Origin of the sequence: uncultured Pontibacter sp. (assembly GCF_947502515.1) — a bacterium.
Taxonomy (GTDB): domain Bacteria; phylum Bacteroidota; class Bacteroidia; order Cytophagales; family Hymenobacteraceae; genus Pontibacter.
Window position 1 is genome coordinate 107,995 of the sequence record NZ_CANNAI010000006.1, and the last position, 23,357, is coordinate 131,351.

The 23,357-nt window shown below is 46.2% G+C and carries 17 protein-coding genes; 12 read left to right on the top strand and 5 right to left on the bottom strand.

All coding sequences use genetic code 11. The annotated features are described in order from the left end of the window. Window positions 1–61: 61 nt before the first annotated feature. The 4 genes from Q1A54_RS15345 to Q1A54_RS15360 form a co-directional block, all read right to left on the bottom strand. Window positions 62–865: an inositol monophosphatase family protein gene (locus tag Q1A54_RS15345; RefSeq protein ID WP_299990002.1), complete on the bottom strand. Its 804-nt coding sequence runs from the start codon at window positions 863–865 to the stop codon at window positions 62–64. Continuing rightward, complete coding sequence (locus tag Q1A54_RS15350) at window positions 862–2,100, bottom strand: DUF4105 domain-containing protein (protein WP_299990004.1); 1,239 nt, start codon at window positions 2,098–2,100, stop codon at window positions 862–864. Before Q1A54_RS15350 ends, Q1A54_RS15345 begins: the two co-directional genes overlap by 4 nt. 153 nt (window positions 2,101–2,253) lie before the next feature. Next, entirely contained in the window at window positions 2,254–2,946 is a 693-nt protein-coding gene (gene rsmI / locus Q1A54_RS15355; protein ID WP_299990006.1) for a 16S rRNA (cytidine(1402)-2'-O)-methyltransferase, read from the bottom strand. A 94-nt stretch (window positions 2,947–3,040) separates the two neighbouring features. Further along, window positions 3,041–3,286 (bottom strand): 4a-hydroxytetrahydrobiopterin dehydratase, encoded by a 246-nt coding sequence (locus Q1A54_RS15360; protein ID WP_299990008.1) that lies wholly within the window; start codon window positions 3,284–3,286, stop codon window positions 3,041–3,043. A 124-nt stretch (window positions 3,287–3,410) separates the two neighbouring features. Between Q1A54_RS15360 and Q1A54_RS15365 the strand changes: the two genes are divergently transcribed. From Q1A54_RS15365 to rpiB, 9 genes are all read left to right on the top strand, one after another. Beyond that, window positions 3,411–4,271, top strand: coding sequence for an SDR family oxidoreductase (locus tag Q1A54_RS15365; protein WP_299990010.1), 861 nt, complete (start codon window positions 3,411–3,413; stop codon window positions 4,269–4,271). A gap of 76 nt (window positions 4,272–4,347) precedes the next feature. Beyond that, the gene (locus tag Q1A54_RS15370) at window positions 4,348–4,659 is read left to right on the top strand and encodes a hypothetical protein (protein WP_076421339.1); all 312 of its coding nucleotides are present in this window, start codon (window positions 4,348–4,350) and stop codon (window positions 4,657–4,659) included. A gap of 97 nt (window positions 4,660–4,756) precedes the next feature. Beyond that, entirely contained in the window at window positions 4,757–4,996 is a 240-nt protein-coding gene (locus Q1A54_RS15375; RefSeq protein ID WP_299990014.1) for a hypothetical protein, read from the top strand. 94 nt (window positions 4,997–5,090) lie between these two features. Next, window positions 5,091–5,786 (top strand): metallophosphoesterase family protein, encoded by a 696-nt coding sequence (locus Q1A54_RS15380; protein ID WP_299990016.1) that lies wholly within the window; start codon window positions 5,091–5,093, stop codon window positions 5,784–5,786. A gap of 397 nt (window positions 5,787–6,183) precedes the next feature. Beyond that, window positions 6,184–9,444 carry a T9SS type A sorting domain-containing protein gene (locus Q1A54_RS15385; protein ID WP_299990018.1) on the top strand — a complete coding sequence of 1,087 codons (3,261 nt, stop codon included), beginning with the start codon at window positions 6,184–6,186 and terminating at the stop codon, window positions 9,442–9,444. Window positions 9,445–10,514: 1,070 nt separating this feature from the next. Further along, window positions 10,515–16,343: an IPT/TIG domain-containing protein gene (locus Q1A54_RS15390; protein ID WP_299990020.1), complete on the top strand. Its 5,829-nt coding sequence runs from the start codon at window positions 10,515–10,517 to the stop codon at window positions 16,341–16,343. Window positions 16,344–16,560: 217 nt separating this feature from the next. Further along, window positions 16,561–17,835 carry a serine hydroxymethyltransferase gene (glyA, locus tag Q1A54_RS15395; protein ID WP_299990022.1) on the top strand — a complete coding sequence of 425 codons (1,275 nt, stop codon included), beginning with the start codon at window positions 16,561–16,563 and terminating at the stop codon, window positions 17,833–17,835. A gap of 35 nt (window positions 17,836–17,870) precedes the next feature. After that, window positions 17,871–18,713 carry a twin-arginine translocase subunit TatC gene (gene tatC / locus Q1A54_RS15400; RefSeq protein ID WP_196116673.1) on the top strand — a complete coding sequence of 281 codons (843 nt, stop codon included), beginning with the start codon at window positions 17,871–17,873 and terminating at the stop codon, window positions 18,711–18,713. Between the two features lie 4 nt (window positions 18,714–18,717). Beyond that, window positions 18,718–19,155: a ribose 5-phosphate isomerase B gene (rpiB, locus tag Q1A54_RS15405; RefSeq protein WP_299990025.1), complete on the top strand. Its 438-nt coding sequence runs from the start codon at window positions 18,718–18,720 to the stop codon at window positions 19,153–19,155. Window positions 19,156–19,170: 15 nt separating this feature from the next. Here the strand turns inward: rpiB and Q1A54_RS15410 are convergent, their stop codons facing one another. Next, window positions 19,171–20,535, bottom strand: a complete 1,365-nt coding sequence (locus tag Q1A54_RS15410; RefSeq protein ID WP_299990027.1) for a hypothetical protein — start codon at window positions 20,533–20,535, stop codon at window positions 19,171–19,173. Between the two features lie 145 nt (window positions 20,536–20,680). Between Q1A54_RS15410 and rbfA the strand changes: the two genes are divergently transcribed. The 3 genes from rbfA (at window position 20,681) to Q1A54_RS15425 (ending at window position 23,346) form a co-directional block, all read left to right on the top strand. Further along, a complete protein-coding gene (rbfA, locus tag Q1A54_RS15415; protein WP_007652963.1) occupies window positions 20,681–21,076 on the top strand; it encodes a 30S ribosome-binding factor RbfA in 396 nt (131 codons plus the stop codon). Window positions 21,077–21,093: 17 nt separating this feature from the next. After that, window positions 21,094–21,903 (top strand): class I SAM-dependent methyltransferase, encoded by an 810-nt coding sequence (locus Q1A54_RS15420; RefSeq protein WP_299990030.1) that lies wholly within the window; start codon window positions 21,094–21,096, stop codon window positions 21,901–21,903. A 219-nt stretch (window positions 21,904–22,122) separates the two neighbouring features. Next, window positions 22,123–23,346: an FtsX-like permease family protein gene (locus Q1A54_RS15425; RefSeq protein ID WP_299990032.1), complete on the top strand. Its 1,224-nt coding sequence runs from the start codon at window positions 22,123–22,125 to the stop codon at window positions 23,344–23,346. The last annotated feature ends 11 nt before the right edge of the window (window positions 23,347–23,357 follow it).

Sequence of the window (23,357 nt, forward strand, 5' to 3'; positions counted from 1 at the left end):
ACCCAAAGACAAAAGGAGTTCTCTAAAAGGTCTTTTTTCTAAAGCTCCTTCAGCTTAAAAATCAGGGCAGTTGCTCTTTCCAGTGCTCGGCTATGGTGTCGAGCATTTCCTGGTGGATGTTGCCGTTGCTGGCCACAATTTCGCGACCAAAAATATAGTCGCCGCCAGCCGTGAATTTAGAAACGTGACCCCCCGCCTCTTGCACGATAATAGCACCTCCTGCCACATCCCAGGCATTCAGATTGTACTCAAAGAACCCTTCAAAACGGCCCGCTGCCACATAGGCCAAGTCTAATGCGGCAGAGCCAAGCCGGCGTACCCCATGCGACTTGCCCATAAAGGCACCCAGTACCTGCAGGTATTGCTGCGTGAGCCCAAACTCATAATAGGGAAATCCTGTGGCAATGAGCGAATCTTTTAAGCCTTCTGCAGGCGAAACCTGGATAGGGTTGTCATTTAAGAACGCACCGTTGCCCTTTGTAGCATAAAAGCACTCGTCTTTGTTCACCTCATACACAATGCCCAGCACCACCTCGTCGCCGTCCAGCAGTGCTACACTAACAGAGTACAGTGGTAGGCCGTGGGTGAAGTTAGTGGTGCCGTCAAGCGGGTCGATGATCCAGTTGAAGCGTTCGCCACGGGTGTTGTCCGTTTCCTCCTCCGTTATAAAACCCGCCTCCGGCAACAGATTGCGCAGTGCCTCTACCAGCTGCTGCTCGGCCTCCTTGTCCACGTACGACACCAGGTTATTGAAGCCCTTGAGCTCTACCCTGCCCCTGTCAAAGTCTGAGGCTTCGTGCTTTATAAAGGCGCCTACCCTTTTGACGATGATATTGGCATTATGGCAAAGTTGCTGCAAGTTCATATACGCTCTTTGATTTTAGGGTTTGTGTTGCTGATCACTGCCGGCTGTCTGGCAGCCCAAACCGTATACGCGGCTCTTACCAGGAGGGCTAAAGCGATCGGAAAAACTGCGGGATGTAACTGCTGTGGCCACACCATCCATAACAACAATGTGATGAAAGCCAGCGCAGCCGTCGCCAGCATGTACTTCTGCAGCCAGCCCGGTAGTACAGGCCTGGCCAGGAATGCAGCGGCTACAACATGGGTAGGCAGTGCCCAAAGCAGGTTAAAGTTATTCGCAGCTGCCTGGTGGTCTGTGGCAAACCACAGTAGGAACAGCAGCACACCCAGCAGACCTGTGATCAGGAACAGGAACACATCAAACGTGCGGCTGCGTGTGCGGCGCTTGTAGTCGAGTACCGTGAGGGCCAGTACAAGGCCAAAAAACAGCCACCACACCAGCACGGGGTTAAAAAGGCTACCAGCCGAGGCAGGCATTGGGCTATTTTGGAATATAACTGTTGGCTCACCTACCAAAGGCACCTGCTGGCCGTTCTGCTGGAGCGTGGCGCTGGCAAATCCCTCTGAAAGATAATCGGGCAGGAACATGTACTCATAAGGAGTGGCTTTGCGGTCGATAGGCGCTCCCAAGGCCAGGTCGATGCCAAAGTCGGACCAGGGCTGCGGAGGCAGGTATAGGTCGATCAGGTTGCGGAAGCTCATGTCCTGATCCAAATGCGCCACATTAAAGGCCATCTGGTTAGGGAAAGTAGCTTCTATACCATCGCGGATGCGTGTGGCGCAGTTGTCGAAAAAGAAGTCGTATAGGTAGAAACGGTTCTCGGGCAGGTAGTTGTTGGTTAGAAACTGCCAGTACTGCTGTTTTTGCGCTTCTGTAAAGTTCATCTCCTGCTCATAAATAGAGCGGTTATCTAGGGTGTAGCTGTAGGCGAAATCCTGGAAGTAAGCAATGGAGAGCTTGTAGTTGAGCTTACCCCGTATGAACTTGATATAAAATCCCGGCTCGTTAAAGTCGAAGGTGCCGTAGTTGAACACAATGTCCATACCTGTGGTAGGATCGTTGACGCGCACAGCACTGTGCCCGAAGATGGCATAAAGCTCATCACCAGGCGAGCAGGTGATCAGGCTGATTTTAGCCTCTGGCGAAAGACGAGTACCCTCAAACTGCGCCTTAGCCTGCACGGCAAAAAGCAGCAACATCAAAATCAGTGAAAGCTTTTTAAGGTATAGCTTCATAAATTTAATCGTATCACAAAATAGAAATCACAATTTCATCCTTCTACTCTTATCTGCGTTTAGATGAAAAATGGATCTCAAGGTCATGCATCTTCTATGTTCTAATTAAGTCTCCCTCCTGACACAGGTATAGCGCCCTGTTGTATGAGCAGTTTACTTCGCCCCCGAGCCGGAAACTACCACTACAAATTCCCCTTTTATAGCCTTGGTGGTAAAAATCTCGATCAGTTCGTCGAGTGTTCCGTTTACAGTTTCTTCAAACATCTTCGAGATTTCACGTGAAACAGAAGCCATACGTTCTCCCCCGAAGTACTCTTTAAACTGTGTGAGCGTCTTGAGCAGGCGATGCGGGGACTCATAAAAAATCATGGTGCGCTCCTCCTCTGCCAGGCTGATCAGGCGTGTCTGGCGTCCTTTTTTCAAAGGCAGAAAACCCTCAAAGGTGAATCGGTCGGTGCTAAAACCTGATTTAACCAAGGCTGGCACAAAGGCAGTTGCGCCAGGGAGGCACTCTACCTTGAGGTCAGCCTTCAGGCATTCGCGCACGAGCAGGAAGCCGGGATCAGAAATTCCGGGTGTACCAGCATCCGAGATCAGGGCCATTACTTCGCCGGCCTTCATGCGTTCTACCAGATGGGCGCTGGCCTTGTGCTCGTTGTGCAAGTGATGGCTGTGCATGCGCTTCTCTATACCCAGGTGTTGCAACAGTTTGCCGCTGGTGCGTGTGTCTTCGGCCAGTATAACGTCTACTTCCTTTAATATGCGTATAGCCCGCAGCGTAATATCCTCCAGGTTGCCGATAGGAGTCGGCACCAGGTATAGATTGGTTTTTTCAGGTTCCTGCATGCAGCAAAGGTATTACTTAATTGTCGATTGTTAAGGACTGATTGCTATGTCGGGGTATAAGCCAACTCCTGACAGCAACTCTGGTGATACAGCCTCAGAACATTAGCTCGTCATACAGCTGATCAATGCGCCGGGCCAATTCAACATCCTTATCTGTAACGGTATTGCCGGCGTCATGTGTAGTCAGCTCGATCTCCACTTTGTTGTAAACATTGCTCCACCACGGATGGTGGTTTAGCTCTTCGGCCACATCGGCCACTTTATTCATGAAAGCCATGGCCGCTCTAAAGTCTTTGAACTCAAAGCTGCGGGTCAATTTATCTTCGGTTTCTTTACACATAATCTAGGGGTATATTTTAAGGTATAAACGGCTGGCTACCTCGCAAGATACCAGGCTCCGGTAACTAGGCCAAAAATGCAGGCGTATAGGTATGGACTGCAAGCACACTAAAACTATAAAAACTATGGCAAACAAACCAGAAGAAGTACCTGCTCAGAAACAGGAGCAACAGCCAGGCAAGGAGCATAAAATGACTCCGCAGCCGGAGTACATACGCGAAAATTACAAAGGCAGTGATAAACTTAAAGGCAAGAAAGCGCTCATCACAGGCGGTGACAGTGGTATAGGCCGCGCCGTGGCAGTACACTTCGCCCGTGAAGGCGCCGATGTGGCCATCGTATACCTGAATGAGGACAAGGACGCAAAAGACACCCAGCAACTTATAGAAAAGGAAGGTCGCAAAGGGGTGATCATTTCAGGTGATATCGGAGACGAGGCCTTCTGCAAAAAAGCTGTCCAGCAGGCTGTAAATGACCTTGGGGGACTGGATATACTGGTGAACAACGCCGCGGAACAGCACGAGCAGACAGATCTGAAGGACATATCAAAAGACCAGTTACAACGTACTTTTAAGACAAACATCTTCTCGATGTTCTACATGACTAAAGCGGCTTTGGAGCACATGAAAGGAGGCAGTGTCATTGTCAATTCTACTTCCGTTACCTCCTACCGCGGCAGTCATCACCTCATGGATTATGCCTCTACAAAAGGAGCGATCACTTCCTTCACCCGTTCTCTGTCCTCTAACCTGGCGGAAAAGAAAATACGGGTGAATGCTGTGGCTCCGGGCCCCATCTGGACACCGCTTATACCTGCTTCATTTGATGAGAAGAAAGTAAAAGAGTTTGGCCAGGATGTGCCGCTTGGGCGTCCCGGGCAGCCATCGGAAGTAGCGCCGGCCTATGTGCTGCTGGCTTCTCAGGATGGATCCTATATAACAGGACAGGTGATCCATGTGAACGGTGGTGAATTGGTGGGTAGCTAATCTAGCTAAACCATAGCGGCCGAAATGGAGTAAAAACAGGTATGGCTCTCAAGTGGAGCAAGATAAAGACACAACTATGGAAAATAAAGAAAACGATAAACACGCAGGGGAATCGCAGCACAGCGATGCGGCCAAAAACAGGCCAGTTCGCGTGATAGAGGATGATACGACAGATCAGGAATTTCGTGCGGGGCATATTATACCAGGTGCTGATCCGCCGAAGAACGAACACCAGCGAGGTGGCTTTGGCAACCGCGACGGTAAGGAAGGCTTCGGCAGCGATACGGCCTCAGAAGGTCCATCAGCCACCGGCGTCAACGACTTTGCCGACGATGGCACGCCACCGCCCGATAACATGCGTACCGAAGACGAAGGCCGTGGTACCTGATCATCATAACTGATTTTTAAAACAGGTATAGCTTCACTCGGGTAAAGACCGAGGTCGCTTGCCTTTTATTTTTAACTTAAATACAAGGAGACACATTATGCCATCATATAAGCATACCCAGCCCGGCGGGGCTGATTCAGGAAAGCCAACCGGCCGCGGTCAGGACAAAGCTGCTGGCGGCAAGCCAGTAGATCCAAACAGCACAAGAGCTGAACATGAAGACCTGGAAAATAAGTATACCGTGGACGATGCGGATGAAACAGGAGCCAATGTGCGCGTGAACAACCCGAACCGCAATCTTCACAAACCAGGCTTGGACAACAATAAATACAACTAATCAGAAAAACAGCTGAAAGGAATAGCACCTGCTTACGAAACAGGTGCTATTTTTTTAGCTGTTTCAAACCGGTTCAGACCAGACGTACCCCGCCATGGCCCGATACGCGATCAGTGACATACACGGCTGCGCCCGCACCTTCAAAGTGCTCGTGCTCGAGCAACTGCAACTCAAGAAAACAGATGAGCTATACCTGCTGGGTGACTATGTAAATAAAGGTCCTGACAGCAAAGGCGTCCTGGACTTTATCATCCACCTCCAAAAGCAGCAATACCAGGTACACTGCTTGCGCGGAAACCACGACCAGATGCTGCTCAAAGCCACCTCAAAAGGTGAGTCAGCTTTAAATCTGTCAGATCAGGAAAAAGAGATGGTGCTTCACAACTTCGGGATGCACGATTTCAAGAAACTCCCCTCCAACTATGCCAACTTTATAGAGTCTCTCCCCTTCTACTTAGAACTTCCCGATTACTTTCTGGTACATGCAGGCTTCGACTTCCATCAAACTGACCTTTTTAGTGATAAAGAAGCCATGCTTAACATAAGGCACTACGAAGTTGACTGGGACCGTCTGGATAACAAGAGGCTTCTCCACGGCCATACCCCCACTGCCCTCCACTCTATCAAAAAAAGCGTTGCACACCAAGACGCCCGAATTAACCTCGATGCCGGTTGTGTTTACTACAAAAATGCTGCTTATGGCAACATGGTTGCGTTGGATTTAGACACTAATTTATTGAATATTCAGTGCAATTTAGACCGACCTTATAATGTTCGTAGAAAGAGCTGATAATTAATTATTTGAATCGTTATAATAGATTTTTTTGAATATACAAATTAAGTTTTTTAGGTATAATTTGGTGCTATTTGCATTTAAGTTATAAAAAAAATAACACCAATTGTATGGTTTTTCACATCCTTATCTTTAATATTGCCTTATATAAATAAATAATTACACTTATTTGTTGAAAGGCAAAAGATAAATCCAGAATATTTATTGAGGTAAAGGTTTGATTTGAAACGAGGGCATTAGTTCTTGTCTTTTAAGTAGTTAGCCTATACTTATTCTATTGCATGATATATGCAATGAAATGCTTGAAAAAGCATAATGGAATTCCATTGCCTATGATTTTACGCGCGCGTACGCGAAACACCCTTACGGAATTCACTTACCATACATGTTCTATATGAAACACATCTACAATCCATCTTCGGCTGCTATCACCCTGCAGTCAGCTACCAAAGCCCTGGGAACGGCTCTTAGTGGCAAAATCTTCACGTTACTGTTCTTAAGCTTTTTTCTGCTGGTTAGTGGGGAGAGTTGGGGGGCGAATTTTACTTCTAGAGTCAGTGGAGAATGGAATAGTGTCACTACATGGAATATGGACGGTCGTGCAGCAACAAGGTTACCTAATGCGAATGATAATGTAAATATTGGAGCACATGACATCACAGTTACAGCAAATGCTAGTTGTTCACAATTGAATCTTGGGACAGGAAATGGCAATCCAAATACATATACATTCACAATCAATAACAATATTAAGTTAACAGCTAGTAGATTAAATTTAACTACAGGAGCAGAAAGAACAAGAGTTTTAAATATAAATGGTGAGTTGGAAGTTTTAGGAGATTTGTCTCTAGCGCCAAATGGTGGAAAGATAGATAAGGCAGTATTGAATGGGAATACAGGTACAATCAGAATAGGAGGTACTTTCAGTAACGCTGGCACTTTCAACAAAGGCACAGGTACAGTCGAGTATACTGGTAATGGTACTTCTGGAGCTAATCAGGCTATAGCAAACGTAGATTACCATCACTTGATTTTGACTGGCTCGCGTCAAAAATCTGTTAGTGCTGATCTTAACATTTCAGGCAACTTCACCGTGAACAGCACACTCAATGCAGGGAACTTCTCTCACACTGTTTCTGGTAATCTAATAAACACAGGAACAATTAATGCTAGCACAAGTATCATTAAGATAGGAGGTGCCTTTACTAATACGGGTACTTTCAACAAAGGTACAAGTACCGTAGAGTACAATGGAGCAGCTCAAACAATAGCCAACGTAGGCTACCACAATCTTACATTGGCGGGTTCGAACACCAAAACGCCCAGCGCGGCCCTTAATGTCTCAGGTAACTTCACCGTGAACAGCGGAACCACTTTTAACGCAGGAGATTACACCCATACTGTTTCAGGTAACTTCGTAAACGCAGGTAGGTTCAACTCGGGTGATGGTACAGTTTTGATGAATGGGGCAGCTGCACAAGCCATTTCCTTTACTGGCCAGGGCAATTTCAACAACCTGACTATGTCGGGTGCGGGCACAAAGACGGCCAGCAGTAATCTGCCTGTCTCAGGTGACTTTACTATAAATAGCAACAGCGCATTTAATGCAGCAAGCTATACCCATACCGTTTCTGGCAACTTAACGAACTCTGGAAACCTGAACCCAGGTACAAGTACCTTTGAATTAAATGGTGTAAACATCTTCCCTTTAACAGCTCAACATACTATTACCTTTAACGGCACTGGTAGCTTTAATAATCTGATTTTATCAGGGGGAGGTCTAAAAACGGCTAATAATGCTCTTCGCATTTTAGGTAATTTTACTGTTAATGGTGCTTGGTTGAATTTACATTATTTCAATGCGGGCGGTCACACCCATACTGTGTCAGGAAACTTTTATAATGCTGGAAACTTCCTTTCAGGGTCTGGTACAATAGAGTTGAATGGTAATGCAAATCAGACTATATATTTTGCTGGTGCTGGTGACCTGAACAACCTAACAATTTCGGGTACAGGAATAAAAACTGCCACTAGCAATCTCCCTATCGGAGGAAACTTAACGGTAAACAGCGGTACGTTTAACGCGGGCAGCTTCACCCATACAGTATCTGGTAATGTATCTAACGCGGGTACGATTGATGGCAGCACAAGTACCATCAGAACGGGAGGTAACTTCTCAAGTACAGGAACTCTCACGCCAGGCACAAGTACAGTTGAGTTGAATGCAAGTGCCAATAGAACGGTATCTTTTACTGGTCAGGGCAGCTTTAATAATCTGATAGTTGCTGGCTCTGGTATAAAGACTGCCGACAGCAACTTACCTATTTCTGGCAATTTAACTGTGAACAGCGGAAGTACTTTCAATGCTGGCAGCAATCGTACGCATACTATTTCTGGCAATGTTGCTAACGCTGGAACATTCACCGCCAGCACAAATACCATTAGAACTGGGGGGAACTTCACAAATACAGGAGCCTTTAATGCAGGGGCAAGTACAATTGAGCTAAATGGTGTCGATAAATCAATTTCTTCAACAAATGCGCTAGTGTTTAATAACTTGACATTGTCCAATGGGGCAAAGAGCTTGCTAAGCAATGTCACAGTAAATAGTACAATTGCCTTGAACGCAGCCATTTTAAGCACAGGAGATAACAAAGTTGTTTTAGGTAATACAGCAAGCATTCTAGGTGAAAGCGCTGATCAGAATATCATGGGGACAGTAGAAGCTACACGTGCCGTAACAACAAGTGCAACTCAAGCTTTCGGTGGTATTGGGTTTTCTATTATCAACAGTAACGCTGATTTTGGTCAAGTAACTGTTAGTAGAACAACAGGAACCTCACATTTAGAAAGAAATGAACAAAGTGCGAATAGGCAATATATAGTAAGTAGCACGGCAGGATCAGGAGTAATAGGTACAAATTTAGCATTTAGTTTTGCTGAATATGATTTGAACGCGCCAAAAGAAGATACTTACGATTTGTATAAATTTACTCAGGATAATATTATGAGGTTAGCAACTAGTGTGCCTTATAGCTCCATTCCTATTATAACTACGTCAGATATAGCGGGAATGTATACATTATATAGTAGTTCAATCATCCCTCTTCCAGTAGAACTCACCTCCTTTAATGCCCGCCGTCATACCAAGGGCGTGATGCTGACATGGGAGACGGCTTCGGAACTGGATAACAAAGGTTTCGAAGTACAGGTGTCAACTAATGCTAGAGACTTTAAGGCAATTGATTTTGTGGAGAGCAAGGTGGGTACCACTTCACTGAAGCAAAACTATAGCTTCCTGGATACAAAGGCTGTGTCGGGCACACGCTACTACCGCCTGAAGCAGATTGATTTTGACGGTACAAGTTCGTTTTCAGCTATTAAAGCTGTAGCGCTTGATGGTTATAGCGCAAATGTTTCAGCATACCCTAACCCATTTGATGATGTGGTGGTTGTAACACTTAATGGATCTGAGGCTCGTACAGTGCAAGTGGTTTTACTTGATGCAATGGGTAAAGTACTGCAGCAGCGCACCGAAGAAACTGCTGGTAACTCAATTAGTGTAGATATGACGGGTGTAAAAACTAAAGGCATGTATATACTCCATGTGCTTGACAATGATACGAAGCATACCTTCAAACTTATGAAGCGATAGAAAGTTCTTACATTATAAAAAGAAAAGGGGCTGCAGATTTCTGCAGCCCCTTTTTTGTTGTGGTAGTAACTTAATAGATTAAGCATCTAAGAGAATGCTACCTGAAGAGCGCTACTTGCTTTAAAACACTTCTATATACTTTGATTTAAATATAATATACACATTTTTAGATATAAAGCGTCTTCGTAAGTAGTGTATTTTACTTCAAACTATATCATCAAATAAGAACTTATTTCTGATTTAAATTGATGCTTAAACTGTTAACCAAAAATAATGAATGATGCGGTTTTTGCTGAATATTAAATAATTAATGCATAAATCGGTATGGTTGAATAAAGCCTTCAATATTTTGGCTTAAATACATATAGGAGTATGCAATCCAGCATTAATTGCACGAGTTTGAATGCTTGAAAAAAAACAGAGATTGTATTAGAGCTAGAAATTAAATAATACCAAAAGGCTATATATAATATTTTTATGCAATCCTTGAAAAGTTAAGAGTTAACACTATTTAATTCTATTGATAGAAAATAAACATGAAAAGTTTTCAAATAACATAACAAAGGCGCCTTTTAGAAAATAGCCTTTAAATTAGCAGAAATGCATATTAGAAAAGAGAAGTTAAAATCAGACAAAAAAACAGGGATTAATATTGCAAAAGTAAAAGATAAATTATCTTATTTTGTGATAATTAACTTAGCATTAAAACTGCACAAAAATTTATTAACTCTTAACTTTTAGCTATGGCACAAATCTACACTCCCCCATTAGGCCGGCTTATACGTTCACTGCTCCTGCAGTGTGTGATTATGCTGGGTCTGGCTTCCACAGTGGTGGCACAAACACCTTTTACTCATGATGGACCTTGGCGAGGGCTACCAGCAGGTGGCATTGTAACATCAGGGGGCCTAAGTTCAGATGGAGCAGAAATTACTCCAAGCAACTCTGGGGGCTCTGCTCAGCTTAGAGCAACAACTGCATTTGTTGATGTAAAGCTACAAGACGCAGCGGGTACAGGCCAAACGGGTTATAAGGTGAGCTTCAGCTTGCGATCAACAGCTCCCACCAGTATGCGCGTTGCTTATAGTGTGGCAGGAGCTGCGGGGTATACTGAAGAAGGAGTATTCTCTGCAACAACAGTTCCTTCGCGCGACAGTGTATACCTGCCAAGTAATGCTAAAAACGTAAGATTCCAGCGTATAGGAGAAGGTACAACACCTTATTTGTTCTTAGATGCTATTGAAGTATCCCAACAGCCAGAGTTCGGAAGTTTCTCGCCAGCCTTCGGGGTGCCAGGTACAGAAGTAATCATTACAGGTGTGCATCTGAATGAAACAAGCCAAGTTTTCTTTGGAGCAATAGCAGCTACCCTGAACCCAAGCAGTGTTTCGTCTGACCAGATAATAGTGAACGTGCCGACTGGTGCTGTAAGCGGACCGATAAGAGTAATAACTCCGTACGGAGAGGCTAGCAGCGCAACAGACTTTGAAGTGCCGGCTCCAGAGTTTGCCGATGCTGAATTTACTACAGAAACAGAGTTTAGCCCTACATCCGCTGGTCCAGGCGATGAAGTAACATTGAACGGCCGCTATTTTACAGGTGTAACAGGAGTGAAGGTTGGTGGAGTAGATGCAGCTTATACCTTCGAAGACGGCACTAAAGATACACGATTAACGATAACCATCCCCCTCGCTGCCGTATCAGGCCCGATAACAGTAGCTACTCCAGCAGGCACAGCAACGTCAACTGAATTCACGGTGCTAGGCCCACAGATTGGGCAAGTAATTGAAGAAGAGGGAAGCGAAGTGGAGTTTACACCTGCTACTGGTGCAGTAGATACGGAAGTAACAATTTACGGAAAGTATTTCCTGGCAGCTACAGACGTGTTCTTCAATGGCGTGCCTGCAGAATTCGACATAGTAAGCGACAACGAAATTACAGCTACTGTTCCCCTGGGAGCCAGCACAGGTATTATAACTGTGAAGAGCGCTGCTGACGAGGGTATAACCTCAACTGAATTTGAATTGCCAGCCCCTGCTTTTGCTGATTACAATGGAGGAGAAGGTATTCAGTTCGAGCCGACATCAGCAGGCCCAGGTATGCAAATCGTACTTTGGGGTACTAACCTGGCGAGTGCCAGTCAGGTGGTGTTCTTAGGCGACGAAAACGACACAGATGATGATAGAGAAGTAGCTATTGAGAGACCACTAACAGGGAACAGCAATACAAGATTAGTTGTACAGGTTCCAGCAGATGCTAAAACAGGCCGTATCCGTATTGATGCGCCAGGTCTGTCAGGTACTATCGTATCTGTAGAGAGTGAGCAAACCTTCACATTCGTAGCAGCTCCAACCATTGCTAGCGTTGCCAATACAACAGGAGATCTCTCTGTAGAAGACGGACAGACATTCGCGCTGGTAGGCGATGAAGTAACCATCACAGGTACCAACTTTGAAACAGCAACAACAGTTACAATTGGCAATGCCACAGTTGAAAGAGCAAATGATGAGAATGTAGGAGGTTTTGCTGTAATCAATGAAGGTACTCAAATTGTATTCACTGTACCTACCACTATTACAAAGTCAACAGGCATTGTGAAAGTAAACACCCTGGGTGGTGAGGCAATATGGGATGGTACATTCGATGTGATTCTGGCACCAGTGATCAGTACAGTTGAGCCACTACGAGGACCAAGAGGCGGAAAAATTACCCTAACAGGTAGCAACCTGAAGTATGTGTCAGATGTTGTTTTCCTTGGCGAGAGTGGTACTCCAGATGAAGGTGATGCACGTGTAATCTTTGCAGCGCCAAACGCAAGCGATACTGAACTGAAGTTTGTTATACCTGCCAATGCTGAAACAGGTGAGCTGCTTGTGATAAACCCAGCAGACGAAACCGAAACCGCTGTGTTTACCATCGTGCGCAGCCCAGAAGTCCTGGCTATAACTCCTACCGAAGGAGCAGCAGGTACAGCAGTTACCATGACTGGGTATAACTTCTTAAATGAAGTAGAAGACGGTGGTGCTACAACTGTAACTTTCGTGGGTGAGGACGCAACGGCTATACCTGCTGCCAACCTGCAAATTGCCAGCGACTCTACCATGACCTTTAACGTGCCAGCAGGTGCTATAACAGGCGTAATTACGGTAGCGAATAATTTTGGCTCAGATGCAAGCGGAGAGTTCTTTATCTACCAACTGCCAACCATTACGTCTTTCACTCCAGCAAGAGGTATAGTGGGCAACGAAGTGGAGATTACAGGCACTAACTTCTATGCGCAAGGTATGGTAGTAACATTCCTGGGCGATGAGAACGATGAAGATGATGATGTAACCATAAACGTTGCTCCTACTGCAGTAAATGTTCAAGACCAAAAGATAACTGTTACTGTACCATCTGATGCTGTTACAGGCAAGCTAATGGTAACGAACACGGCAGGCGACAGTGCGCCAAGTACTGGTACTTATGAAGTGGTAAGAAATCCAGAAATCATAAGCTTCACACCTAACCAAGGAAAAGCAGCGACACCAGCTACAGTAGTAACTATTACAGGTTGGCTGCTGAATCAGGGAGTTACTGCAGTAGATTTTAATGGAGCAGAGGCTGCCGCTACTTACAACCCTGACGGTACCCTGACAGTGACAGTTCCGACAGGAGCTCAAACAGGACAGCTTACGTTGATAGTAAATGGTGAGAGAGGTCATACCTCAGAGGATACCTTTATAGTTATACCTGAGCCAAGCATCTACTCCTTTGACCCAACAAGCGGTGTAGGTGGAACAGAGGTAACGATTACAGGTACAAACTTTGAAGGTATAACAGGAATCCTATTCAACGAGGCAGAGGTAGAAGACCTGACAAGTATAGTGCTTGATCCAGTTGTAATTGATAACGTAACCTACCAGCGATTTAAGGTAAATGTACCTGCCGATGCTACTACTGGCCCAATTACCATTATTGCCAGAGGAGGTACCGTAGAGAGCGAAGACGACTTTTTAGTGCCAGCGCCAGCTAACATTACTTTCACTCCAAGTGAAAGCTACGCTGACCAATTGGTGACTATTAGCGGAAAGTTTTTTACAAATATCGACAGTGTTACCTTCAATGGTGTTAGAGCTGAGATAATTGGAACAGTAGTAAGAAATGGTGAAATTGAGTCCTTTACTGTAGAAGCACCATTCGATGCAGGGGTTGGACCAATTGCTATAACAACTCCAGCTGGAACAGGTACAAGTACGGGTAATTATACTGTTATTGAGCCAGTTATTGACGAAATAACAGTTACTCAGGGATATGCGGAGATTACCCTTGTTACAATCAAGGGTACTAACTTCACCACATACTTTGATGGGACATCTGTAGCTACCGACTTTACACCAATTGTTCGTTTCAACGGAACATTGGCAGAGATAGTAGATGATTTTACAGATCAGGAGATTACTGTAAAAGTGCCAGTTGGTGCTACTTCAGGTTCTATTAGTGTTGAATCAGGAAGCGGTATAGGGTACAGCGATAACTTCACCATTCTGGTTCCAGTAATAGCTTCTATAGAGCCAAACCCAGCTTATGCGGGCCAAACGGTTACCATTAGGGGTACTAACTTCATTGATGTGCAAGGGGTATCTTTCAAAGGTACAGCAATAGAGAACTACACGGTAGTTACCGCAGGAGAAACAGAAGGTGTAATTACTTTTGTAGCACCTTTCACAAATGACCCAGGAAATTCAGGAGTTGGCAAACTGGAAGTGAGAACCCTGTCTGGTAGCAGCGTTGCAGACAATAACTTCACTGTTATCAAGCCTATCATTACATCTGTTACTCCAAATAGAGTGTATGCAGGTATAGGTACTGAAGTAACCATAACTGGCAACAACTTTAGAAGCTTCTATAATACCAATCCAGCCAATGGAGCAGTAGGGATGAGTGAAGCTGCTCCGACTGTAAGATTCAATGGCACTACAACAGATGCTACAGTAGTGAGCTCAACAGAAACGCAGATTGTAGCTATTGTTCCTGCTGGAGCTTCAACATCGTCAACAGCAGCTGTAACAGTGCAAAGCGGTAGTGGTGTAAGAAGAGGCGGTTCGCTCACCATCATCGGTGCACCAACCATTACTTCACTCGACCCTACTTCGAGCTTAGTAAACAACTCACTTACTATTAAAGGCACTAACCTCGACCAGGCTACTAGTGTTACATTCTTAGGTAGAAGTGATAATACTGAGGATGACCTTACAATAACAACTGGCTTTACCGTGAATGCAACTGGTACAGAAATCACCCTGAATGTACCAGCCAACACAACTGCAGGAAGAATACTGGTAACAACGCCACGTACTTCGGGTACTAATACTGCGACTAGCGATATCTTCCGAATCGTGAAAGCTCCTGTTATTACGAGCATCGACGAAACAGAGCAGCAGGCATTGCAGACCATTACCTTAAATGGCGCTAACCTGTGGGATTTGCTCGGTAGAAATGGTGGTAACATCAGCGTATGGTTTAGAGGCCACGGTGGCAATATTATTCCTGCGACAACAGAGCAAGTTAGAATTCCTGCAACTGTTACAGATTATGATGATGTAAACGGCGACTGGGTAACTGTCCAAGTTCCAAGAGATGCCATTACAGGAGTTATTGAGGTTGAGAATGCTGCTGGACCATTCGTAACAACGGCTCCATTCACAGTAACCAGCCCTGTAATCGTAAGATTCGAGAAAGCTAATGGTGATGTAATTACAGAAGCTAACCCAGTCCGAATCAACGAAACGGTTCGAATCAGAGGCTATCAGTTGGAAGATATCGGAACAATAAGAGTAGACACTAGGAATATACTCAGCTTTACCGAAATCGACCCTTCAACAGTTAGCATGGTTGTGCGACAAGGTGCTAGAACAAACCCTGTTGTGATTACATCACTAGGTTATGAAGAAACAAGTGCTCCTGTAGAGCTGCATATTGCAAGGCCAACGATTACAGTTTCTAAGTCTAGCCTTACTTTTGACGTAGTAGCAGGTGAAACATCTGAAATGCAAGAGTACACTGTTAGCGCAAGTTACCTAGCTGTAGGTGAACTGGATGTAAACTTGGCTTTACCAGCTATCTCGGCGGGTAATGTTCCAAACAACTTTGAGATGTCACGTACTGGGGAAGATGGAACTTGGGGCAGAAGCATTACGCTGACTGGTGCAACAGACGGTACACTAGCTCCGACCACCATCTACGTAAGAAGCAACCCACCAGCGGAAGCAGAAAGTGATCAAAATGGTGTAATCATCCATGGCGCTTTTGACGCAGCGTCAGTAAATGTTACGCTAAATTCTAGAATCACCCCACTCCCAGTAGAACTCATCGCCTTCAATGCTACGAAGCAAGGCAATGGTGTTCAGCTGACATGGGCAACGGCTTCTGAGCTTGACAATGATTACTTCGAGGTGCAGATGACGGAAGACCTGAAAGGTGAGTTCAAGGCGGTAGGCAAAGTGAACAGTAAAGTAAATACGACTTCGCTTCGTCAGGACTACCAGTTCAACCACAAAGGAAACTTCAACGGTACACGTTACTACAGACTGAAGCAAGTGGACTTGGATGGTACATTTGAATACAGCAAGGTAGTAGCCGTATCGTCTAACGGAGTGAACCTGGCAGTTGGCCCAAGAGTATATCCTAACCCAATTAATGCTGACTCTAAGCTGGTGTTCAATGCAGACAGAGCAGGTAAGTTGAACGTACGCATCGTGAATATGAACGGCTCGGCTGTTCAGAACCTGAGCTACGACATCGAAGAGGGTGAGAACACAATCATTCTGAACCTGAACAATAACCTGCCAACAGGTATCTATATCCTGATGACAGAGTTTAACGGTAAGACAGAACAGGTGAAACTCCTGAAGCAGTAATCTGAGAATTACCATCATAAAGAAGGCCCGCCAACAATGGCGGGCCTTCTTGCTTTATAGCAGTTGCTGTTTGTAAACAGGTAAATGGTACCAAAAGCCCAAAGAGATTAAAGATAAGAAAGCAGGCAGTTTTGCCGTCGTCGTAGATAAACTTTTGAAACATTGGTTTATTCAGGTGCAAGCTTTAATTTTGAAAGATTAACAAACCAAAGCAGCCATGCAGAAAGACACAGCTATATTTGACCTGATTGCAAAAGAAAAAGCACGCCAAACTCACGGCATCGAACTGATCGCGTCCGAAAACTTTGTTTCGGAGCAGGTGATGGAAGCCATGGGTAGTGTGATGACCAACAAGTACGCCGAAGGCCTGCCAGGTAAGCGTTACTATGGCGGTTGCGAAATTGTGGATCAGTCGGAACAGCTGGCGATCGACCGTGCAAAGGAGCTTTTTGGAGCGACTTGGGTAAACGTGCAGCCTCACTCGGGAGCACAGGCTAACTCAGCGGTAATGCTGGCGGTACTGCAGCCAGGCGATAAGATCCTGGGCTTTGACCTGTCGCATGGTGGTCACTTAACGCATGGCTCACCTGTTAATTTCTCGGGTAAACTGTACCAGCCAAGCTTTTATGGCGTGGAGCAGGAGACGGGCCTGATCGATTTTGACAAAGTAGTAGAAACAGCCCGTCGCGAGAAGCCAAAACTGATCATCTGTGGTGCTTCTGCTTATAGCCGCGACTGGGATTATAAGAAACTGCGCGCCGCCGCCGATGAGGTTGGTGCTCTGCTGTTGGCCGATATCTCCCATCCTTCTGGCTTGATTGCAAAAGGTTTGTTAAACAATCCGTTTGAGCATTGCCATATCGTAACGACCACTACGCATAAAACACTGCGCGGGCCAAGAGGCGGGATGATCATGATGGGCAAAGACTTCGAAAATCCATTTGGCCTGAAGACTCCAAAGGGCGAGATCCGCATGATGTCGTCTTTGCTGGATGGTGCGGTATTCCCGGGTACACAAGGCGGACCACTGGAGCACGTGATCGCAGCGAAGGCAGTGGCCTACTACGAGGCACTTTCTGATGACTACATGGGCTATATCAAGCAGGTGCAGCAGAATGCACAAGCTATGGCGACGGCTTTTGTAGAGCGTGGCTATAACATCATCTCAGGTGGTACAGACAACCACATGATGCTGATCGACCTGCGTTCGAAAGGTATAACAGGCAAACTGGCAGAGAATACGCTTGTAAAGGCAGACATCACTATCAACAAAAACATGGTGCCTTTTGATGATAAGTCGCCGTTTGTGACCTCAGGTATGCGCGTAGGTACTGCTGCGATTACGACACGTGGTTTGAAAGAGACGGACATGGCGCGCATAGTTGAGTTGATGGACAATGTGCTTACTAACCACGATAACGAAAGCAAAATAGAGGCTGTGCGCAAAGAAGTGAACAGCTGGATGAAAGACTATCCCCTTTTTGCTTACTAATTCAATCATAAGAATTTACTTAAAAGCCATCATTAATGGACCAACCACACCTCGAGGGAGCGGAACAGCAGCAGGAGATGTCCTTTGTGGACCATTTAGAGGAGTTGCGGTGGCACATTATACGGTCAGTAGCCTCCATCCTAGTGTTTGCTACTGCGGCCTTTCTTGCCAAAGGCTTCGTCTTTCATGATATCATCTTAGCTCCGTCTCGTACGGACTTCTTTAGCTACCAGATGATGTGTAAGGTCAGTCAATATTTTGGATCAAGCGCATTCTGTATAGAAGACCTGGGCTTTACGATACAAAGCCGGCAAATGAGCGGCCAGTTCTCCATGCACATCATGGTGTCGCTGGTGCTGGGACTGGCATTGGCTTTTCCGTACGCCTTCTGGGAGATTTGGCGCTTCGTGAAGCCTGGCCTATACCCGCAGGAACAGCAAAACTCACGTGGTGCGGTGTTCTGGGTATCGGTGCTGTTTGCAATGGGTCTGCTGTTCGGCTACTACGTAGTAGCCCCTATCTCCATCAACTTCCTGGCAGGTTATCAGGTGGATCCGTCAATTGTAAATGAGTTTGACCTTTCCTCCTACATCTCGACACTGACCACGCTTTGCCTGGCCTGTGCCTTTATGTTTGAGTTGCCGGTTATTGTATACTTCTTCACCAAGGCAGGACTGCTTTCACCGGAGATTATGAAGCTATACCGCCGACACGCCATTATCGTAATCCTGATTGTGTCTGCGGTAATCACTCCTCCGGATGTGATTAGCCAGTTGCTGATATCCTTTCCGCTAATCATTCTGTATGAAGTGAGTATTAGCGTATCAAGAAGAATTATACAGCGCGATCTGAAAAGACTGAACGAAAATAACGCTTAAAACGATGGGATATAAAATAGCAATAGGCGGCGACCACGCCGGCTTTACATACAAGAGCTTGCTGAAAGAGCAGCTGGAGACGGCAGGGCACGAAGTGACAGACTTTGGTCCTGGTTCAGACGCTTCGGTAGACTATCCGGATCATGTGCATCCGCTGGCGAAGGCTGTGGTAAACAAAGAAGCTGACTTTGGTATCCTGATCTGCGGAAGTGGAAACGGTGTGGCCATGACAGCCAACAAGTACCAGGAAATAAGAGCAGCACTTTGCTGGCAGACAGAGCTGGCTAAGCTATCACGGGAGCATAACAATGCCAACATCCTTTGCATACCTGCCCGCTTTGTGTCGCAGGACGTAGCGGCTGATATGACACGTGTGTTCTTAGAGACAGAGTTTGAAGGTGGCCGCCACCAGAATCGTGTAGATAAAATTCCGGTTTGCTAAATTAGGTATAGCCGCTTAACGAGCTTTTCTATAAACTGCCGCTGTTTGAGTAGGTTCATATCCTTCGAAAACGGACGGCAGTTTGTGTTTTAGCTGTGGCATAAGGCCGGCCTGGTCTACAATGTATTCAGGAGTTTCAAGGCGGAAGTTCTGAAAGAGGTCATACACGGCCTGATACTCGTCAAGTCGGCCGAAGTGACGCTGTGAAAGTTGCCAGTTCAGGTATGGCGTAGCCAGTTTGTTGTGCTCGTAATAGCTCAGATCATACCCAAGCACCAATACCGAGCTACCCCTGATCTCATCTCCAGCACTGTTGTGCGGCAACAGTAGCTGTGAGTCATCGATCTTCACAAAAGAAGCTAAACCTAGTGGCTGCCGATATCGGATGAGCACCACTCCACCTAACAGGATAAAAAACAGCAGGTTCAGTATCCATTTCTTCATGCGGCTTGTAAACAGGAACTCGCCGAAATAGGCGATAGGTGGCAGTATGATTACGAAGGAGCCTACAGATAACTCGTTGCGGGTGATCAGCACTACTATGCTCACCACGAGCCATACCGTCATAAGTTGCTGAAACTTGCCTTGGAATACCAGGCGCTGGGGCAGTGAGGTAGTGCTGATTAGCGAAAGCAGCAAAAGCCCTGCAGGCAGCGCCAGTGCCATCGCCAGGTGAGCCGGCGGAACCAGCGGGTTGATGCCGAACTGCCAGGGTTGCAGCAAGTGCATCTCTGCAAAATAAGACGCAGTATTAGTGTAAAGGTAATAAGTCACCAGCACGGCGTAAGGAAAGGCAAAGCCACAAAGCATTAGCAGAAAGCTGCGGAAGGTGTTGGAAGCAAAAAGTACAACTCCAAAGGCCGCTACCAGCAGAAAAAGCGCTAAAGGTAAATAGCTCAGCGCTGCAAGACCCACCATGAACCCTCCTACAAACAGTCGGTTGTTTTCAAAGCCCTCTCTTGAGATGGTAATAATATAAGGGAGTGAAAGGATAACAAAGGTATTGCCAATTAGCAGCGGCGTCAGCATGTCAAACTCAAAGGTAAGGCTGCCTATGAGCAGGTATAGCAAGGCAGGGATGTAGCCTTTGCCTGCGTATACCTGATGCCGGTTAAGTGTCAGGTTAAGCATAACCGCCTGAAAGAGGAGCAGAAATGTCGCAGTGAGCCTGTAACTCAGGTATGAGCGCCCTGCTATCACATCGATGGTCCAGTACACAAAGGCGGAAAGCGGAGCCGTGGTGTCGTAGATGTCGCGGTACATGGCAAAACCATCGGCCATACGCTCCCCTACCAGCATATACAATAGCTCGGATGCGGTAGCAGGTATACCCAAAAAGATAAGAGGCAACCGGATAGCCAGGAACAGTAAGACCAGCAAAAATAAGCGGGAAGGCAGTATGCTTCGGAAGTAACTAATCAAAGGAAGACGGAGTTAGAAAGAACTATACACCAGCCTGAGCCGAAATGAGTACGGCACAATTGGGGTAAAAATGCGAAATTAATATGATATTTGCATCTTCAATATGGAAAGTAAAAGACAACAGAAGTTTTCGCGCCTTATTCAGAGGGAGTTGGCAGAGATATTCCAACGGGAAGTGCCACACTTGTTCGGCGGAGCCTATATATCGGTAAGCGTCGTGCGTATGTCGCCTGACCTTGGTTTGGCACGTGTATACCTGAGCGTAATGAACGCCAAAGACGGCAATGAAATGCTCCTGCAGGAACTGCGGGTTAATACCAAAACCATTCGTCATCTGCTAGCCCAGCGCATCAAGAAGCAAGTGCGCGTTATACCTGAGCTTGTATTCTTTCTGGACGATACTGCTGAGTATGCCGCCAAGATCGACAAGCTGTTTTCCGGCCTGGACATACCACCTGCTCCCGAGGAAGACGAGGAGGACGATACCTATACCCGCTAAGAATCAGCAACACCCTTATGCAGTACGATCCGATCAAGCGCGTGCTGGGCGATGTGTTCAACAAGACCCCATTCCTGCGTCGCGTATTTTATAACATGCTGGACCTGCTCCTGCTGCGTGCCTGGCACGTGCACAAGGAATTGCGCGAGTGGGCTGCCAACCGCAAAAACGAAGAGCAACACATATTGGATGCAGGCTCAGGCTTCGGACAGTATACTTACTGGCTCTCCAGTCAGAGTAGCAAATGGAGTATACTGGCTGTCGACGTAAAAGAGGAGCAGATATCTGACAGCAATCGTTTTTTCAGAGCCATAGGCCGGCAGAACGTGCTGTTTCGCATAGGCGACCTGGTAAAATATCGTGAAGAGAACACTTACGACCTGATTCTTTCAGTAGACGTGATGGAGCATATCCTGGAAGACGTGGAAGTATTCCGCAACTTTCAGGCGTCACTGGTACCAGGTGGTATGCTGGTTATTTCCACCCCATCTGATCAGGGCGGTTCTGATGTGCATGGCGATGATGAAACGTCGTTTATAGAAGAGCACGTGCGTGACGGCTATAACATTCAGGAAATTCAGGATAAGCTCTTTTCTGCAGGCTTCAGCAAAGTTGAAGCACGCTATTCCTATGGCAAACCAGGGCAAATCTCATGGCGGCTGTCTATGAAATACCCGCTTTTGATGCTTAATACTTCCAAAGCCTTTTTTATTCTGCTGCCATTCTACTACCTGATTACTTTCCCGATAAGCCTTGTGCTGAACTGGTTTGATGTAAACGGCAAGCATGCCTCAGGCACAGGCCTAATCGTGAAGGCCTGGAAATAAATTAAAGAGGTTAATTGTAGGTTGTTAAATTGTTGATCCCGCAAAATGATTAAATTGCTGGAAAGACAGGAAGAGACCAAAGACCTGATTTCACATCAGCAAGGTATAGCAGACCTTAGCTCATTCTAAAGCCTAGACGATTAGAAGAGAGTTGGCAGTCAATGAAATTAATTTTTGTAAGAACAATCAACCTTTAGCCCAAGCACCCATACCTGCTAAATGAACGTCCCTTATCTCATAGCGAAGCGTTATTTTTTCTCTAAGAAGAAGAGGAACATCATTAGCATTATCTCCAACATTGCCATGATCGGGGTGGCGGTGGGTACGGCGGCCCTTATTATTGTGCTGTCGGTGTTCAATGGCCTCGAAGACCTTATTCGCACGATCTACACCAGCTTCGACCCTAACCTGAAAATATCGGCGGCAGAGGGCAAGTCATTCGAAACGGATACCGAGTTCATGAACCGCATACGCCGCACCCCTGGTGTAGCGCTAGTGACTGAGGTGATAGAGGACAATGCGCTGCTGCGCTACAATGACCGCCAGATGGTGGTGAAGGTCAAGGGCGTGAGTGAAAATTTCTTTGAGCAGAACCGCATCGGCTCTTCGGTAGTGGAGGGTGACTACAACCTATATGCCAACGACAACTACTACGCGCTGGTAGGCCGGGGCGTTCAGTATCAGCTCTCCATCAGGACGAGCAGTCAGTTCACGTACATGCAGTTCCTGTATCCGCGCAATACAAAATTTAACCCACTCAATCCCGAAGGGGCCTTTAAATCACTACAAATAACTCCGGGAGGCGTGTTTGCCATCGAACGGCAGTATGATGACGCCTATGTGTTTGTGCCTATACAGTTTGCGGAGGAGTTAATGGAGTATGGTCGGCGGCGAACCGCCATTGAGATCAAGGTAGAGGATGGCTACCGTATCGAAACAGTGAAACGCTCTTTGCAGAAAGTACTGGGCGAGAGCTTCCTGGTACAGAATAGTGATGAACAGCACACCAGCCTGCTGCGTGCTGTAAAGGTCGAAAAGCTTTTCGTATTCATCACCTTTGCCTTTATTCTGCTTATAGCCTCGCTTAATATCTTCTTCTCCCTCTCCATGCTTGTCATCGATAAGAAAAAGGATATCGCAGTGCTTGCTTCTATGGGCGCCACTAAAGAGCAGATCCGCAACATATTTTTGATTGAAGGCGCTTTGGTGGCTTTTATCGGGGCGTCCTATGGCCTGTCGCTGGGGATGCTGATTGCCAACCTGCAGCAGACCTTCGGCATTGTTTCGATGGGTATGGCCACTTCGGTGGTTGACTCCTACCCTGTTAAGCTTAAATTGATGGACTTTGTGCTGACGGGTGCCGCCATCATAATCATCACCATGCTGGTGTCTATACGTCCGGCTCGCAAAGCTGCAGCCATGTCCGTGCGGGACAATCTGTAAGGTATAGCCTC